Here is a 15864-nt window from a genome sequence, read left to right on the forward strand (position 1 = left end):
GATATCCTTTTTTGATATTCCTTCGACAAACTGAGGATGCCAATGTCAAAAAAGATATAGCGAACAGCCCGGCTGTATTAACAAAAGAATTTGTTGCTTTCATTTCCAAAAACCTCTCATCAAATTTTAGACTTTATTTTTACAAACATTAGATGCATTTATCCGTTGGGTAAGTGTAAAACCAACAAATTATGAATATTGAATTACGTAAGTTAACGCTCGAAGATTACGCCGATTTAAAAGATTCTATGACCCAGGCTTACGATAGTATGGGTGGGTCTATTTGGCCAAAATCAAGCATCGCTAAACTTTTAAATATTTTTCCGGAAGGTCAGCTTTGCATCGCAGTAGATGAAAAGGTTGTAGCCTGTTCTTTGGCTATAATTGTGCAATACGACGAGTATGGCGACAGGCATACTTACAAATTAATTACTGGCGATTACTCCTTTACCACACACGACTCAAATGGAGATACCTTATATGGGATTGAAATTTTTGTTCACCCTGATTTTCGTGGTTTACGTTTAGGCAGAAGATTGTACGAAGCCCGCAAGGAGCTTTGTGAGAGTTTAAATTTAAAAAGTATTATTGCAGGTGGCAGAATTCCGGGTTACCACACGTACTCAGAAACTTTAACACCAAGACAATACATTGATAAAGTTAAGGCTAAGGAAATTTACGATCCTACGTTGACTTTCCAGATTTCTAATGATTTTCACGTTAGAAAAGTGTTAAAAAATTATCTCCCAGGTGATAAAGAATCAAAAGAATACGCAACCCTGATAGAATGGAATAATATTTACTATCAAGGTATTGATGCTTCTGCCCGCTCGGCCATGACCATTAGGTTAGGTTTAGTACAATGGGAAATGCGTTTGTTTCCGGATATGGATGCATTTTATGAGCAAGTAGAATTTTTTGTTGACGCTTTAAGTGGATATAAATCAGATTTCATTCTATTTCCCGAGTTGTTTAATACACCATTGCTTCAGCCATACAATCATTTGCCCGAGATTGAGGCGATGCGTAAACTCGCTGAAAAAACTAAGGAAATTGTAGATAGAATGCATGAATATGCATTGAGCTACAATGTGAATATCATTACTGGTAGCATGCCTTTACTAGAAGGAAACAAACTTTACAATGTTACTTATTTATGCCATAGAACGGGTAAAATTGATGAGTATCGTAAAATCCACATCACACCTAATGAGCAGAAATATTATGGAATGATTGGTGGAGATAAGGTTAAAGTTTTTGATACCGATTGTGGTAAAGTTGGTATTTTAATTTGCTATGATGTTGAATTCCCTGAGCTGAGCAGAATTTATGCAGACCAAGGTATGCAGATTCTTTTTGTTCCGTTTTTAACAGATACACAAAATGGATATACAAGAGTAAGACACTGCGCACAAGCAAGAGCCATTGAAAATGAATGCTATGTTGCGATTGCAGGTTGTGTGGGCAATTTGCCGAAAGTAAATAATATGGATATTCAGTTTGCACAATCAGCAGTATTTACACCTTCTGATTTTGCTTTTCCAACCAATGCAGTAAAAGCCGAGGCTACACCGAATACAGAGATGGTTTTGGTGGTAGATGTTGATTTACATTTACTAGATGAATTGCATCATTACGGTACCGTAAAGATATTGAAAGATAGAAGAACAGATTTATATCAAACTAAACTGTTAAAGTAAAATCTATAGACAAAAAAAATGCCGGTCACATCACTAACCGGCATTTTAAATTTACTAAAGCTATTATTTTCTAATTACAAACCACACGATTAAGCCAATAATTACTGCTACTGGCAAAATCCATTTTAATACAGAACCTGCTCCATTTTCATCCTTCTCTGTAACTGCAGGTTTCGCAGGACCAGGATTCTCTTTATGACTTTCGTAGTCTTTTTCTATCGGTTTTGGAGCTTCTCCACTTTCCGTATGTTTAGGATCTATGTTTTCCATTATCTAAAATTTTATCGCGTTAAATAAACTTTGTTATTCTACCAAGTGTGAGAATTTAAAGTTTGGGTTAATTAATTTAGTTTCAAGATAACAACAAGCAATAAAGCAAAAGGTTTTAAATCTAAGCCCTATCTTTGTACATTGATGTATAACAAATCTGCAAAATATAGTCAGTTGATTAAAGATGAAGCCATTAGATTGGGCTTTATGGGATGTGGTATTGCAAAGGCAGAATTTTTAGAAACCGAAGCGCCGAGATTAGAGCAATGGTTAAATATGAACCATCATGGCGAAATGAAGTACATGGAAAACTACTTCGATAAAAGGTTAGATCCACGTTTACTTGTAGATGGTGCTAAATCGGTTATTTCACTTTCTTTAAATTATTATACTGAGGATAAACAGTCTGACTCTGAAGCCCCAAAAATCTCCAAATATGCATACGGACAAGATTATCATTCTGTAATAAAAGAGAAACTTAAGGCGCTTTTAATATTTATCGAAGAAAATATAGGAGAAGTTGGTGGAAGAGCTTTTGTTGATTCTGCTCCTGTTTTAGACAGAGCCTGGGCGCAACGCTCGGGAATTGGCTGGATCGGAAAAAATTCTAATCTGATAAGCAAGCAAAATGGTTCATTTTTTTTCTTAGCCGAATTGATTGTCGATTTAGAGTTAGATTATGATAGTCCTTTTCATACAGATCATTGCGGCACATGCACACGATGTTTAGATGCCTGCCCAACTGACGCCATCATTTCACCGCAAGTTGTTGATGGTTCCAAATGTATTTCTTATTTAACCATCGAACTTAAAAACGAAATACCGGTTGAGTTCAAAGATAAAATGGACAATTGGATGTTCGGATGCGATATTTGTCAGGATGTTTGTCCGTGGAATAGATTTTCGAAAGCACATAATGAATCTGCTTTTAAACCAGAAAACGGATTGTTAGAACTCAGCGCAAAAGACCTTACTGAAATAACAGACGAAGTGTTTAAGAAGGTGTTTAAAGGCTCGGCTGTAAAACGAACAAAGTTTGCAGGTTTAAAAAGAAATATTGATTTTTTGAAATAATAGAAATAAGCGGACGATATTTCGAGTTACGAAGTAAGCTTTTCTTATTAAAAGTGCTTCGTAACTCGTAGTTGCTATTAAAATTAATTCACTACAAAACTATTATCAGATTTAACTTTATCAGGAGTATGAGGATTTCCCATCACAACCTTATTTAATTTTTTAGTTGTTTTAATTTCAATGGTTGTTTGATTGTTTCCTTTTTCCCAAACGCCAATTGTGCTATGGTTTTTTTCTGCAGAGCCATCCTCATAACTTAAAAGCAAATCGATAGGTAAGGCTTTATTACCTTTATTTTCAATTACTATGTCGTAACCCGAAGTAGTTTTTGTTGCAGATTTAATAGCCATATCAAGCACTCCCCCGTCAAAAAACCAGGGTTTCCAAAACCAGTTCAAGTCTTTGCCGCTACCTTCATTCATACTATAAAAGAAATCGTAAGGCATTGGGTGTTTGCCGTTCCAGTTTTTAATGTAGTTGTGCAAAGCTTTGGTAAATAATTCATCTCCCAAATAATCTTTAACAAAAAGATAAGCTAAACCAGGCTTAGGATAGGAATTTGTAAATGATCCTGAACCCTTCAAATCAGGTGTTAAAGTCATTATTGGCGAATCATCTTTTCCACCAGAACTTGAGGCCGTGGGCTGAATTCCATATTCATCAACTATGGTCGAATCAATCATTGGCGAAATCAACCACTCACCTATCGTTGCCCAACCTTCATCCATCCAACCATATTTTGTTTCATTAATACCCATGTAAAATGGAAACATGGTATGAAATATTTCGTGATCGGTTAGTGTGATGGCATCTTCTCGATTGTCAACCGGATTATCATTCACCATCATTGGATATTCCATCTGGTCTAATCCATCAAAAACCGTTTCATGGTTATAAGGATATGGCCATTTTGGAAATTTAAAACTCATTGCCTCAACGGTTTTACGAGCAAAGTTAATTACTTCGTAGTAATCTGTGTGTTTCGGATTGAAAACTGCATCCACTCGCGTCCGTCTTTTGGTTAATGAATCAACCATAAAACTTGAAGATTTCCACAAATAATGGTCGCTTAATGCAAATACGAAATCGGTTACGTTTTTAGCTTCAAATTTAAAAGTATTGAATGCTTTAGATTGAGTTACCTTTTTAGCGGCTAAATCATTTTCTGTAATAACATCTACAACACCATCGTTCTTTTCGGCCAGGGTAATTTTAGAAACAATATCTTTCTGAAAAACATCAGATGAATTTTTTAAATCGCCTGTAGCCCAAACGGCATAACCACCCGGCACAGTAATATCGGCATTGAAATTATCAAAGTCGTTATAAAATTCTTCAGCACCAGTGTAAGGATATTTATTCCAGCCATCTACATCATCATATACTGCAATTCTTGGGAAAAAGTAGGCAACAAAATGAGAACCATCATCTACCTGACCGGTACGCATGTGCGAACCCTTATTTAAAGTGTAGTTATAAGTTATATTAAATTTGATGGTTTTGCCGGGCAACAGTGCAGGAACCTTCACCGTCATGTTTGTTCCATCAACATTATAATCGCTTATAGCTTTGCCATTCGCATTTAAGTTTTCGATTGTAACACCTTCGCCTAAATCTGCTTCGGCGATTTTTGATTTTCTTGGTGTGCCCTTTTTATATAAATTCGGATAAAGTTTAAACCAAATTTCCTTTAATGTATCAGGACTATTATTGGTGTAAACTACATCAACAGTTCCTTTCAATAATCGGCTACCTGGATTAAAATCAACCTTCAACTTATAATCAGAACGGTTTTGCCAATAATTTTTGCCGGGTTTACCATCTAAACTTCTCGTAGCTTTTTGATAAGTTTTTTCAAAAACCGGCTCTTCAGGTAGTCTTACCTGAGCGTTTAAATAAAATGCTGATAACAGTAAAAAACTTAAAAATTGTATTGATTTCATTAATGGTAACGTGGGATAAATTTAAATGCAAATTATTTTCCAAACTTCATTTTTAACTGCTCCAACATATCTGTATTGATTGGTTCTGCTGGTTTTTCTACTGGCTTTGGTTTGTTGTATTGCGGTTTATTTGCCGGAGGAGGATTTTGTGTTTTTGGTGCTTTATTTTCATTCTTCTTAGCATTAAATTTCGCCCATTCTTCATCCAGTTTTTTCTTTGTGTACAGCGGGAAATCACCTTGCTTCATCCATGCATAGTAACTAGGTTCTACACTAAAAACTTGTTCTGTGGTTTTGCCTTTATGCTTTCCAAAATTAAAACAAACTTTATCGTTATCGTTGTAAACCAACCTTCCGGCAAAATCTACCGGTTTATTAATATTGGTAAAAACATGCAATGCATCAACATCATTAACAACCGGGATACTTTTTACGCCTTGTTTGCTTTCAAACTCGGTTTCTTTATACATATCCAGCTGACCAAGCAATACTTTATACGTTGCAATAACATCGGCCTCGGCAGCATGTGCATTTACCAAATCATCATTGCAATAAAATTTGTAAGCAGCTTTTAAAGTACGCTGTTCCATTTGGTGAAATATATTCTGAACATCAACAAACTTTCTTCCAGTCATATCAAAATTAACATCGGCACGTAGAAACTCTTCAAGCAGCATCGGGATATCAAATTTGTTAGAATTGTAACCAGCTAAATCGCTTTCTCCCAAAAACTCAGCAATTTCAGCCGCAAGCTCTTTAAAGGTCGGCTCGTTAACAATATCTTCATCATAAATGCCATGAATTAATGAAGTTTGCAATGGAATAGACATTTCTGGATTAACACGCCAAGTTTTTATTGTTTCAGTGCCGTCGGGCATTGCTTTTAATATGGCTATTTCTACAATTCTATCGGCACCAACATTAATTCCTGTTGCCTCTAAATCGAAAAAAGCTAAAGGGCGTTTTAAATTTAATTTCATTCTTTATGGATGTAATTGTTGATATCAGATATCTTTAAATATTTCTATAATCAAAAGTGCTAAAAAGGTTTGGTTACTTCTATAAAACAAACTCACAATTTTGAAATATAATTACCAATTTATTTTCGAATACAGTGCCGTAAATTTAAATTGCGTTAAATTAACCATCTATAAATGAAGAAAATCTTCTCGCTCTTGCTACTCTTATTTACCGTACTAATCGCCAATGCTCAAAATTTTCCTTTTGGTGCAATTACGTTTGATGACCAAAACTATGATAGAAATAAATTAGACAGTAATGCAAATGCCATTGTACTAAAAGAATTTGGTACAACCAGCATTCAAATAAGCGATAAAACAAATGGAACAGAGTTAATTTTTGAATATCATGTTAAAATTAAAATTTATAATAAAGAAGGTTACAATCAGGCCAATATTATAATTCCAACTTATAAAAATGGCACAAGAGAAGAATATATAAATTCCATTAAAGCTTCTACATTCAATTTTGAAGATGGGCATTTTGTAGAATCCATCATGGATAAGAAATCGATATTTACCGAAAATCGAGGTAGATATACGGCTTTAACAAAATTTACTTTACCAAATATAAAAGATGGTTCGATTATAGAATATAGCTATCGATTAGAGTCGCCACTATTATTTAACTACAAAACTTGGGCGTTTCAGAGCGACATTCCTAAAGTTTATAGTGAATATTTAGCTTTTATTCCAGCCATTTATAATTACAATGTATCCCTACGTGGATTTATAAAACTTAGCGATACAAAAAGTGAACTTTCGAGAGAATGTATGCGCATAAATGGTGTACCGATTGACTGTTCGAAAATTTGGTATGTAATGAAGAATATACCAGCATTTGTGGAGGAAGATTACATGACTGCTGCAAGCAATTACAAATCGGCAATTTACTTCGAACTATCTGATTGGGAAATGCCTGATGGACGAAAACAAAGCTATACCAAATCCTGGAGAGATGTTGATTATGAACTAACATCTGATAAGTCTATCGGCGGACAAATGAAGCGAAAAGACATTTTTAAGGATATTATTCCAACAGTTATTAAAGATTCGAAAGATAATTTAGATAAAGCTAAAGCAATTTTTAATTACATTAAAAAACAAGTTAAATGGAATAACGGATACGGAATAAGTAGTGATGATAACATTAAAAAATCTTTAGACATGCACTCTGGTACGGTAGCCGATATCAATTTAAGTTTAATTGCAGCACTTACAGCCGCAAACTTGGATGCGGAGGCCGTTATAATATCGACCCGAGAGAACGGAAATGTAAATAAGTTGTATCCCGTTATTAGCGATTTTAATTATTTAATTGCAAAAGTAAACATTGATGGGAAAAGCTATCTTTTAGATGCTACAGAACCCTTACTTCCTTTTGGATTGTTGCCGCTTAGGTGTATAAATGATCAGGGCAGAGTTTTAAATCTTAAAAAACCATCCTACTGGTTAGATTTAACTGCTTTTCAAAAAGCATCTACAAGTTATATTGTTGATGCAACAATGGACTTGGATGGTAAAGTTAAGGGCACCATAACTACGCATAGTTTTGGTTATGATGCTTTTAACAAACGAAAAGATATTAAAAAATACAATTCGATTGATGAATATGTAGAAAAATTAGATGAACGCTTACCAAAGCTCCAAATTTTAAAGCATGAGATAAAAAATATTGATAGTGTAGAAAATATATTAACCGAAATATATGAAGTTGAGTTCTCTAAAATGGCCGATGCGAGCAAAGATGAGTTTTATTTCAATACCTTTTTTATTAATCCTGTTGTAAAAAATCCTTTTAATTTAAACGAAAGAACCTATCCGGTTGATTTAGGCTCGGCTTCCGAAGAAAGAATTAGTGTTCGAATTGCTTTACCCGGAAAATATGATTTAGTAGAAAAATCTCAAGACTTGGCTATTGGTTTGCCTAATACAGGTGGAAAATACTTGGTAAAAACATCTATTGAAGATAATGTGCTAACATTCAATCAAATTCTTCAATTTAATAAAGCCATATACCAACCAGAGGAATATCCGTATTTGAAAGAATTTTACAGTAAAATAATTCAAAACCAAAAGATTGATGTTTTATTAAAGAAGATGAAATAATGCTGAAATTAATCTGTTTTATTTTCCTAATTATCAATTCATTATTTGTTTTTTCTCAAGACAATTACGATGTAGATTTGATATCATCAAATCTAAAAAACCGTGCGAACGCCATTGTTCGAAACGAAGAAACCATTGTAGATATGCGTTCGACAGATAACGTTATGCGGTTGGTTAAAAAAGCTATAACGGTAATAAACAAAAATGGAGAAGACGAGGCCAGGATAGTGTTGTTTTATGATAAAAACACATCAATACAAAGTATAAAAGGCGAAGTTTATAATGCTGCAGGTAAGCTAACTAAGAAATTTACACAAAATAATTTTAGCGATGAAAGTGCTGCAGATGGCTTTTCATTATTTGTAGATAGTAGAGTAAAGCATTTTCTACCCAACGAAAATATTTATCCATTTACCATTGTTTACAGCTACGAAATTAGATACAAACAAAACCTGCTCATCCCTGATTGGGTACCAAAAGCTGCTGATGATGTTGCGGTTGAAAAAAGCAGCTACACTTTTATTTGCAAACCTGCTGATGAACTTAGAATTAAAGCGCAAAACTATGTTGGCAAGCCTGAAGAGGTAATTAACGACAAACAAAAATCGCTTATTTGGAAGGTTAACAATTTGTTTGCTGTCAAATCTGAGCCTTATAGCCCCAATGCCGAGAACTACCAAACCAGCGTTAAAATTGCACCAATACAATTTGATTATTACAACCATAGAGGAAGTTATAAAGATTGGAACCAATTGGGTAAATGGGTTTATGCTGATTTGTTGAAAGGACGTTCTACGCTTTTACCATCCACAGTAGCAACAATAAAAGAATTAGTTAAAAATGAAACTACCGATAAAGGAAAAGCACGAAAAATTTACGAGTTTATGCAAAATAAAACCCGGTACATTAGTGTGCAAATTGGTATTGGGGGTTTCCAACCTGTAGCTGCTGCTGATGTTGATAGACTTGGTTATGGCGATTGCAAAGCATTGGTTAATTACATGCAAAGCCTTTTAAATGTGGTTGGTATAGAATCTTACTATTGCGTTGTTGAGGCAGGTATCGAAAAAGTTAGCCTCGACCCTACTTTTGCCAGCATGGTTCAAGGCAATCATGTTATTTTATGTATGCCACTAAAAGGTGATACCACATGGCTTGAATGTACTAGTCAGAAAATACCATTTGGCTTTTTAGGCGATTTTACAGATGATAGAACCGTGCTAGCTTGTACACCTGAAGGCGGTAAGCTATTAAAAACTCCAAAATTGCAAGCAGAGAATAATCGTCAAATCAGGCATGCAGATTTAACGGTATTTTCAAATGGCGATGTAAAAGGAACTATAAAAACAGTTTATTTTGGTTCGCAATATAACAATATGGAAAATGTTGTAGGGAAACCTTTTGTAGAACAGCAAAAACTATTAAGTGGTATTTACGATATTGATAACATAACTTTTAATGCTATAAATTATAGTCAGAAAAAAGATGCAGTGCCAGAAACTAATGAAAATGTAGTTCTCTTTTTAAGGAATTATGGAGCTGTAAACAACAATAAAATGCTGTTACAACTTAATGCATTTAATGTAAAAAGTAGTGTTTCGGAATCAAGAAATAGAATTAGGCCTGTTTACATTAATAGAGGTTATACTGATGAAGACACTATAGTTTATACTTTACCAGCGGAAGTATTAACAGATAAGCTTGGTGAAAACGATAAAGAATTTAAAAATCAATTTGGAGAATATATATCTAAATCAACTTTAAACGGAAATAAATTAACTTACTATAGAAAACTAATAGTAAATGACGGTACATTCCCGGCTGAGGAATATGCTGCTTTTTCTAAATTTATAAATGATGTAAACTCTGCAGACCAGTACAAAGTGATACTTAGCTTAAAAAAATAATTCCTAGGGTTATCCCAATAATCATAATTAAATACATCAATATTTCTGTTGATGCAAAACGTTTGTACTTAGTCCAAAACGAATAATCTTTATCCTGATTAGGCATATTATAAAAATGAACTGCAAAAGTAACCTTTTAAACCGACTTATTTTTGAGGCTTGTAGGTTGTAATTTGCTTTGCCATACCTCTAAAAAGAACAATATGGAAAGGCCACATTGCATACCAATACATCCTTCCCCATAATCCTTTTGGCCTAAATGTGGCTATTTGCGATAAAAATGCTTTGCCATGCGATTCAACAAGTTTTAATTCCAACCAAGCTTCTCCCGGAACTTTCATTTCTGCAAACAAAAGCAACCGTTTATTTTTTTTATCGGCTAAAAGTACCCTCCAAAAATCCAATACATCTCCAGCCTGAATATCCACATTGCTTGTTCTGCCCCTTCTGGTTCCAACCCCACCAAACATTTTATCCAACAAACCTCTAAACTGCCAAAGCCAATCCATATAATACCAGCCTCTGATGCCGCCAATACTCCAAATGTTTTCAAAAACCTCTTCGGCTTTACGTTCAAAAGGCATTTTTACCTTGTATTCTAAAGTACCATTTTGAGGTACTTTTATCTGATCCATAAAGTTTGTATCTAAATAGCCACGATTTAAAGCATCTTTCCAACTTGATACAATAGAATTTTGGTCGATTTTTTCAAAAGCCAAATGCAATGATTCTGCATATGTTAAACACTCGCGTGGAACTACATCATGAATTCTATCATCTTTACAAACCACCTCGTTTTTCATGCTATCAACCAGACTTCTTGCTAACGAATAAGGAACAGGCGTAATCATATTAAGCCATAAAGAAGATAGCCTTGGCGTTAACACCGGAACTGTGAAAATCCACCGCTTTAAACCGCGTTCTTTAGCATAACCCATCATCATTTCGCGGTAGGTTAAAACATCAGGACCGCCAATATCAAATGTTTGATTGTAAGCCTTTTCATTTTGCAAAACGCCTTGTAAGTACGCTAGTACATCACGAATCCCAATAGGTTGACATTTGGTTTTAACCCATTTTGGTGTTACCATTACAGGTATTTTTTCAGTCAAATCTCTTATAATTTCGAAAGATGCACTACCTGAACCAATTATTATAGCTGCCCTTAAAATAGTGCAGGGAATTTTTGAAGCTTTTAACTGATCCTCCACTGCCAAACGAGAGCCTAAATGTTTTGATAGATGCTCATCATTTGCGATACCTGTTAAATAAATAATTTGTTTACAATTGGTGTTTTTTAGTGCCGTTGAGAAGTTTTCAGCAGATTTTTTTTCCATATCATCAAATTCAGACCCATGTGATGACATTGAATGGACGAGGTAATAGGCAGCGTCTATATCCGAAGGGATTTCTTTTAGGCTTTCTGCATTTAATAAATCTCCAGTAATAATCGTAACCTGCTCACTTAAATCAGATTGATTAATAAATCTCCTTTTATCGCGAACCATGCAAACAACTTCATGGTTTTCTTCTAAAAGTAATGGCAACAATCGCGTGCCGATGTAACCATTTGCTCCAGTTAATAATACCTTCATTTTAACAATATTGATAGTAACAGAAATGTGTAGTGCTTTGTTGTAAATTAAGCGTAAATGATTTATTATCAATACTTCGGGAAGCTATAATTAATGGATTAATGTCATAATACTGTAAATGCAGGTTAAAAAATCAAGCATGTAACTGCTACGTTACAATAATAACCTGTTTTAAGCGTATTGATTTTTAATATTCATACAAACATCCCTGAATGACGAGAAATATTATGGGCTTTGTTATGACCTTTTTATTAGGGATTAGCATTATTGGAACGGGCTTTAAAGCGGTGGAGCATCCACAAAACAATCCAACATCTTTTATCAAAAATAAAATTGCTACGGATAGTTTGTACAATCAGTATATATCAGAAATTTATCACAGCATTCATTTAGATTCAGTTGGATTAACTTTTAGCGTTTTTGAGAAAGCGTTAACAGGATATTACAATATTAAATCGCAAGGCTTGTTAAACACAAAATCTATTTTAACCATTGCCGATTTTGATCAGGAAAGCAGCAAAAAACGGCTTTACATTATCGATTTAAATAGAAAGGAGTTGGTTTTAAATACATGGGTTGCACATGGGCAAAACAGTGGCGGCGATAAACCCGATTATTTTTCTAATGCTGTTAATTCGAATACGAGCAGTTTAGGATTCTATTTAACTGGCGAAGTTTATTTCGGTAAACATGGTCGCTCTTTAAAATTGGATGGAATGGATTTTGGATTTAACAATAATGCCCGGGAACGTGCTATTGTAGTACATGGAGCAGATTATGTATGCCAAAACAGTATAAACCAATTGGGTAGATTAGGTCGAAGTCAGGGTTGCCCGGCAGTTGCAACTAAATTAGCCAACACCGTTATTAATTCAATTGCAGATAAAACTATTTTATTTATTAGTAGCACTGCTCAGCCATACACCTCTCAGTATTTAAACGAAACCCTAGCAGCTGGTATTGCGCTAAATCAAAATCAGGTTTTTGCCTCAAATTTCAATTAGCTAATTTGAATAAGGTGTTTTGTTTTTATTGATTTGAAAATGAGCGGTTTGGTAATTCTTTTGAAATTGAAGCCCTGCTGTACCTCCAAGCCCGATGAAGAATCGGGGCTTTCCGTCCCATCAGGTTTAGAAATTAAATTAGATGCTTTTGGGATTTTTAATGCAAAATTAAATGAAAAAATAGAATCTTTGAATTAATTTATCAAAAGCAACTTAGTTTTTCAATTTCTTCTGTCCTATATTTTTAGGGAACAACCATAATGTAAAATTTACGAATCGCCCAACACTATCCCAAAGCCAACGATTGCTATCAAGATGTTTTTCGCCACAATCGATTAACTCTGCTCGTTCAATTCCCTTTTGAACAAGCTTTTTTATCCATAGTATATCAATATGCTTTTTGATTAATAAGCCAAGGTAATCGCTAAAAATGTGAGCCCAAATTTCTACAACGAAAGATTTGCTTTCAATATTTAATCCTTTACCAAAAACTATCTGATAGTCAGATTTTATGGCGTCAACAAGTAAAAATGTTCTTCGCTTTACATCTTCATTCAAATAATCCCAAAGATTTTTGTCGCTGTGTAAACGCACTATACCTTCGTTAAGACTAACTTTAATTTCGAAGTTTTCTAAATCGTAAATCTTATCCATTTGCTAATTAACTCTTGTTAGACAGATAAGTTGTCAAATTGTTATTCTTTCCTAGCAAATTTTCGAAGTTTAACGGCAAAGTTAAAAAGACTTTAATATTGTTTCTATGCCACTAATACCGATTGTGAGTAATTTTTTAGGTGCTGCACAAATAATTTTAATCATCTTTGAGGTTTAAAAAGCTGAACCTATTAATGAAAATTGTAATTGCAGAAAAGCCATCTGTTGGTAGAGAACTTGCCAAAGTTTTTGGGGCAACCACCAGAAAAGACGGATACATCGAAGGAAAAGGATATTCTTTTACCTGGGCATTCGGGCATTTGCTGCAGCTTGCACCTCCACAAGATTATGGTTTTATTGGATGGCGAAAACAACATTTACCCATGTTGCCTGCCAAATTTAAACTAGCTGTTAGAAAGATAAAAACCAAAGATGGTTTTGTTGAAGACCCTGCAGTTAGAAAACAGCTTGATACTATTAAAAGACTTTTTGATGAAGCTTCCGAAATCATCGTAGCTACCGATGCCGGGCGAGAAGGTGAGTTAATTTTCAGGTATATTTATTACTATTTAAAATGTAAGAAGCCTTTTAAGCGCCTTTGGATATCATCACAAACAGATGAAGCCATTAAAGATGGTTTTAGAAATTTAAAACCAGGAACCGATTACGACACATTATTCAATTCTGCCCATTGCCGTTCAGAATCTGATTGGTTAGTGGGTATGAATGCTACACAAGCGCTCAGTATATCAGCAGGAAATAGAACTGTGCTCTCTCTTGGTCGAGTGCAAACGCCTACCCTAGCCATGATATGTGCCCGTTTTTTGGAGATAAAGAATTTTTTACCACAAACGTATTTTCAAATTAGCATACAACTTACCAAAGATGAACAAACTTTTAAAGCTGTTTCAGTAAGTAATTATAAAGATAAAAGCGAAGTTGAAAGCATTTTCAAATTGGTAGAAGATGTTGCTTCTGGTTTTCCAACGGGAGGAAATATTACTGCTGTAGAGGCCAAGCCAAGAAAAGAACCACCACCACTTTTGCATGATTTGAGCTCGTTGCAACAGGAAGCGAATAAGAAAAAAGGCTTTACCGCCGACCAAACCCTTAATCTGCTTCAAAATTTGTATGAAAGTAAATTGGTTTCCTATCCGCGTACTGGTAGCCGCTATATTGGCGATGATGTATTCGCCGGTGTACCTTCATTAATTGATAAATTTACAAACCACTCTGAATTTGGGAAGCAAGCTAAATTTTTGCAAACTACCACATTAAACAAACGAAGTGTTAATGCTAAAAAAGTAACCGATCACCACGCTATTTTACCAACTGGAGAAGAAGCTTACGGACTAAGTGCTGATAAACAGGCGATTTATGATATGGTTGTAGGTAGAATGCTTGAAGCCTTTCATCAGGAATGTATAAAAGAAATCACTAAAATTACCATCAATTCTGCAACAACTTTTATGGCCAATGGAACTGTTATTAGGTCTGCCGGATGGCGCTCTGTATTTAATGAAACGGAGGATGATAAAAAGGATGAAGACAATGTTTCTTTACCCAAAGTTACAGTTGGAGAACAACTAGCTATCGTAGAAAAAACGCTTCTAGAGAAACAAACTAAGCCAAAACCAATGTTTAATGAAGCTTCCTTACTTAAGGCTTTAGAAACTTCTGGTAAAGAAATTGAAGATGAGGAGCTGCGTTATGCCATGAAAGACAGTGGTTTAGGTACACCTGCAACCAGGGCATCGATAATTGAAACGCTAATTACAAGAGAATATATTACGCGTGAGAAAAGGAATCTTTTGCCAACTAATAAAGGTTTAGCGGTTTATGAAGTAGTTAAAGATAAGCAAATTGCCCAAGCAGAATTAACCGGGCAATGGGAAAAACGTTTAGAAGAAATACGTTCTGGTGCTTCTGTAAAAGATTTTAAGGCAGAAATAATCGAATATACAAAAACAATTACGAGCGAATTATTAATTGCCGGTACCGGAATACTAGGGAAATTGGAAAATAGAAAACCCGAAAAAGTAAGCTAAAGAATAGTTTCAATAACCTCTTTAGTGCAAGTGTTCATGTGTTCATTTTTTTGGATAAATCCAACAGCACCAGCAGCAAGGTATTCTGGCTCCAATGTCTCTTTATCATTGCCACTAAACATTACAATTTTCAAATCTGGGTATTTAGCTTTAAGGTTTACAACCGTTTGAGGATTACTGTCGCCATTTGGCATGTTAATATCCAATAAGAGTAAATCAAATTTTTCTTCCAGCAGTAAGCTGTAAGTTTCTTCTAAATTGGTAGTTTGTTTAATAATTGGATTAACCAAATATTTTATAAAGAAGCCTCGCATAACCAGCCGCATCATTTCATTATCATCGGCAATTAAAATTTTAAGATTTTCTTTCATTTAGGGATTTGATTGATGATTTTATTTATTGATGCTTACACATTAATTTTCATCAATCACACATTTGATTTATGATTGCAAAAAAATCACAATTATAATTATCAATTAAGATGTACTGATGGGATGATGTATCAAAAATAATAAATAAATTCTTTTAAGAGTAAAATATT

12 protein-coding genes are annotated in these 15864 nt (G+C 34.4%); 6 read left to right on the top strand and 6 right to left on the bottom strand.

The window, feature by feature from the left end; all coding sequences use genetic code 11:
* Positions 1-191: 191 nt before the first annotated feature.
* Positions 192-1700 (top strand): carbon-nitrogen hydrolase family protein, encoded by a 1509-nt coding sequence (locus ACFOWA_RS05895; protein WP_188414127.1) that lies wholly within the window; start codon positions 192-194, stop codon positions 1698-1700.
* A gap of 63 nt (positions 1701-1763) precedes the next feature.
* On the opposite strand, the gene ACFOWA_RS05900 is transcribed toward ACFOWA_RS05895, so the two are convergent.
* The gene (locus tag ACFOWA_RS05900; protein WP_378982742.1) at positions 1764-1970 is read right to left on the bottom strand and encodes a hypothetical protein; all 207 of its coding nucleotides are present in this window, start codon (positions 1968-1970) and stop codon (positions 1764-1766) included.
* A gap of 144 nt (positions 1971-2114) precedes the next feature.
* Between ACFOWA_RS05900 and queG the strand changes: the two genes are divergently transcribed.
* On the top strand, positions 2115-3044 hold the full coding sequence (gene queG, locus ACFOWA_RS05905; RefSeq protein WP_378982745.1) for a tRNA epoxyqueuosine(34) reductase QueG: 930 nt from the start codon (positions 2115-2117) through the stop codon (positions 3042-3044).
* Between the two features lie 83 nt (positions 3045-3127).
* Here the strand turns inward: queG and ACFOWA_RS05910 are convergent, their stop codons facing one another.
* Positions 3128-4987 carry a M1 family metallopeptidase gene (locus ACFOWA_RS05910; protein ID WP_378982748.1) on the bottom strand — a complete coding sequence of 620 codons (1860 nt, stop codon included), beginning with the start codon at positions 4985-4987 and terminating at the stop codon, positions 3128-3130.
* 32 nt (positions 4988-5019) lie between these two features.
* A complete protein-coding gene (locus ACFOWA_RS05915; protein ID WP_378982751.1) occupies positions 5020-5967 on the bottom strand; it encodes an exonuclease domain-containing protein in 948 nt (315 codons plus the stop codon).
* A 174-nt stretch (positions 5968-6141) separates the two neighbouring features.
* On the opposite strand from ACFOWA_RS05915, the gene ACFOWA_RS05920 reads away from it, so the two are divergent.
* Together ACFOWA_RS05920 and ACFOWA_RS05925 are read left to right on the top strand one after the other, a co-directional pair.
* Positions 6142-8115, top strand: a complete 1974-nt coding sequence (locus ACFOWA_RS05920) for a DUF3857 domain-containing protein (protein ID WP_378982753.1) — start codon at positions 6142-6144, stop codon at positions 8113-8115.
* Positions 8115-10022, top strand: a complete 1908-nt coding sequence (locus ACFOWA_RS05925) for a DUF3857 domain-containing protein (RefSeq protein WP_378982756.1) — start codon at positions 8115-8117, stop codon at positions 10020-10022. The genes ACFOWA_RS05920 and ACFOWA_RS05925 overlap by 1 nt, the downstream gene beginning before the upstream one ends.
* A 146-nt stretch (positions 10023-10168) precedes the next feature.
* Here ACFOWA_RS05925 and ACFOWA_RS05930 read toward each other — a convergent pair whose 3' ends face one another.
* Positions 10169-11617 carry an SDR family oxidoreductase gene (locus tag ACFOWA_RS05930; protein WP_378982758.1) on the bottom strand — a complete coding sequence of 483 codons (1449 nt, stop codon included), beginning with the start codon at positions 11615-11617 and terminating at the stop codon, positions 10169-10171.
* A gap of 212 nt (positions 11618-11829) precedes the next feature.
* Between ACFOWA_RS05930 and ACFOWA_RS05935 the strand changes: the two genes are divergently transcribed.
* A complete protein-coding gene (locus ACFOWA_RS05935) occupies positions 11830-12621 on the top strand; it encodes a murein L,D-transpeptidase catalytic domain family protein (protein ID WP_378982762.1) in 792 nt (263 codons plus the stop codon).
* A 213-nt stretch (positions 12622-12834) separates the two neighbouring features.
* Here the strand turns inward: ACFOWA_RS05935 and ACFOWA_RS05940 are convergent, their stop codons facing one another.
* Positions 12835-13275 (bottom strand): hypothetical protein, encoded by a 441-nt coding sequence (locus ACFOWA_RS05940; protein ID WP_378982764.1) that lies wholly within the window; start codon positions 13273-13275, stop codon positions 12835-12837.
* 194 nt (positions 13276-13469) lie between these two features.
* Here ACFOWA_RS05940 and ACFOWA_RS05945 point away from each other — a divergent pair, with 194 nt between their 5' ends.
* Complete coding sequence (locus ACFOWA_RS05945) at positions 13470-15323, top strand: DNA topoisomerase 3 (protein WP_378982767.1); 1854 nt, start codon at positions 13470-13472, stop codon at positions 15321-15323.
* Here ACFOWA_RS05945 and ACFOWA_RS05950 read toward each other — a convergent pair.
* Positions 15320-15694, bottom strand: a complete 375-nt coding sequence (locus ACFOWA_RS05950) for a response regulator (RefSeq protein ID WP_378982769.1) — start codon at positions 15692-15694, stop codon at positions 15320-15322. The two genes, ACFOWA_RS05945 and ACFOWA_RS05950, sit on opposite strands and share 4 nt — an antisense overlap.
* Between the last annotated feature and the right edge of the window lie 170 nt (positions 15695-15864).

It is taken from the genome of Pedobacter lithocola, from assembly GCF_042650845.1.
In the GTDB taxonomy this organism is placed as follows: domain Bacteria; phylum Bacteroidota; class Bacteroidia; order Sphingobacteriales; family Sphingobacteriaceae; genus Pedobacter; species Pedobacter lithocola.